The organism is Microtetraspora malaysiensis, assembly GCF_001528665.1.
Classification (GTDB): domain Bacteria; phylum Actinomycetota; class Actinomycetes; order Streptosporangiales; family Streptosporangiaceae; genus Microtetraspora_A; species Microtetraspora_A malaysiensis.
This window is the reverse complement of the sequence record NZ_BBYJ01000052.1, coordinates 1,030-3,534: the sequence shown is the minus strand read 5'-3', so window position 1 is coordinate 3,534 and position 2,505 is coordinate 1,030. Positions and strand designations below refer to the sequence as shown.

Here is a 2,505-nt window from a genome sequence, read left to right as displayed (position 1 = left end):
GGCGGGTTTGATTCGGTTGGCTGTTTGTTGTTTGTGAATTGCATAGTGGACGCGAGCATCTTTTGTGGCCAAGTTTTTTAGGGCACACGGTGGATGCCTTGGCATCAGGAGCCGATGAAGGACGTGGGAGGCTGCGTTAAGCCTCGGGGAGTCGCCAACCAGACGTTGATCCGGGGATGTCCGAATGGGGAAACCTAGCACCAGTTATGTGGTGTTGCCTCCGCCTGAATGTATAGGGCGGTTGGTGGTAACGCGGGGAAGTGAAACATCTCAGTACCCGTAGGAAGAGAAAACAAGAGTGATTCCGTGAGTAGTGGTGAGCGAAAGCGGATGAGGCTAAACCGTGCATGTGTGATAGCCGGCAGGCGTTGCGTGTGCGGGGTTGTGGGACCCTCTAGTAGTTTCTGCCGAGACTGCGAGAAGTGATAAACCCGTGGGATAGTCGAAGCCTCTGGGAAGGGGCGCCGTAGACCGTGAGAGCCGGGTAGACGAAATTTTGCGGGCTTCTTGAGGGGATCCCAAGTAGCACGGGGCCCGAGAAATCCTGTGTGAATCTGCCAGGACCACCTGGTAAGCCTAAATACTCCCTGGTGACCGATAGTGAACGAGTACCGTGAGGGAAAGGTGAAAAGCGCCCCGGTGAGGGGTCGTGAAATAGTACCTGAAACCGTGTGCCTACAAGCCGTAGGAGCGTAGGCGTCTTTGGGCGTCTGTGATGTGACTGCGTGCCTTTTGAAGAATGAGCCTGCGAGTTATGGTGTGTGGCGAGGTTAACCCGTGTGGGGGAGCCGTAGCGAAAGCGAGTCTGAATAGGGCGTTTGAGTCGCATGCTGTAGACCCGAAGCGGAGTGATCTACGCATGGGCAGGTTGAAGCGTGGGTAAGACTGCGTGGAGGACCGAACCCACCAGGGTTGAAAACCTGGGGGATGACCTGTGTGTAGGGGTGAAAGGCCAATCAAACTCCGTGATAGCTGGTTCTCCCCGAAATGCATTTAGGTGCAGCGTTGCGTGTTTCTTGCCGGAGGTAGAGCACTGGATGGCCGATGGGCCCGACAAGGTTACTGACGTCAGCCAAACTCCGAATGCCGGTAAGTGAGAGCGTGGCAGTGAGACTGCGGGCGATAAGGTTCGTAGTCGAGAGGGAAACAGCCCAGATCACCGACTAAGGCCCCTAAGCGTGTGCTAAGTGGGAAAGGATGTGGAGTTGCTGTGACAACCAGGAGGTTGGCTTAGAAGCAGCCACCCTTGAAAGAGTGCGTAATAGCTCACTGGTCAAGTGATTCCGCGCCGATAATGTAGCGGGGCTCAAGTACACCGCCGAAGTCGTGGCACTCACACGTTTGTGTGGGTGGGTAGGGGAGCGTCGTGCGACCGGTGAAGCGGCGGAGTGATCCAGCCGTGGAGGTTGTGCGAGTGAGAATGCAGGCATGAGTAGCGAATCAGAAGTGAGAAACTTCTGCGCCGGATGACCAAGGGTTCCTGGGCTAGGCTAATCCGCCCAGGGTAAGTCGGGGCCTAAGGCGAGGCCGACAGGCGTAGTCGATGGATAACGGGTTGATATTCCCGTACCCGCTGTGATGCGCCCATATCGAATCCAGTGATACTAAGGGTCCTTAGCCCCTGCTGTCCTTCGGGATGGTGGTGAGGGTGAACGCCTGGCCTGATCTGGTAGTAGGTAAGCGATGGGGTGACGCAGGAAGGTAGCCCATCCCGGGCGATGGTTGTTCCCGGGGTAAGCATGTAGGGCGGCAGATAGGCAAATCCGTCTGCCATGTAGCCTGAGATGTGATGCCGAGCCGATTGTGGTGAAGTGGGTGATCCTATGCTGCCGAGAAAAGCCTCTAGTGAGTGTCGTAGCGGCCCGTACCCGAAACCGACTCAGGTGGTCAGGTAGAGAATACTAAGGCGTTCGGGTGAACTGTGGTTAAGGAACTCGGCAAATTGCCCCCGTAACTTCGGGAGAAGGGGGGCCTCTGTTGGTGTAGGAGTTTTCCTCCGAAGCTGGTGGAGGCCGCAGTGGCCAGGGGGAAGCGACTGTTTACTAAAAACACAGGTCCGTGCGAAGTCGTAAGACGATGTATACGGACTGACGCCTGCCCGGTGCCGGAACGTTAAGGGGACCGGTTAGTGTGCCTTCGGGTATGCGAAGCTGAGAACTTAAGCGCCGGTAAACGGCGGTGGTAACTATAACCATCCTAAGGTAGCGAAATTCCTTGTCGGGTAAGTTCCGACCTGCACGAATGGCGTAACGACTTCCCCGCTGTCTCAACCGCAGACCCGGTGAAATTGCACTACGAGTAAAGATGCTCGTTACGCGCAGCAGGACGGAAAGACCCCGGGACCTTCACTACAGCTTGACATTGGCGTTTGGAGCGTCTTGTGTAGGATAGGTGGGAGACTGGGAAGCCTCGACGCTAGTTGGGGTGGAGTCATTGGTGAAATACCACTCTGGTCGTTTTGAACGTCTAACCCGCGCCCGTGTATCCGGGTGGGGGACAGTGTCT

The 2,505-nt window shown here is 56.3% G+C and carries 1 rRNA gene (only partly in view); it reads left to right on the top strand.

From position 1 onward, the window contains the following. Positions 1 to 66: 66 nt before the first annotated feature. A 23S ribosomal RNA gene (locus AWQ71_RS39700) occupies positions 67 to 2,505 on the top strand (it continues 985 nt past the right edge of the window).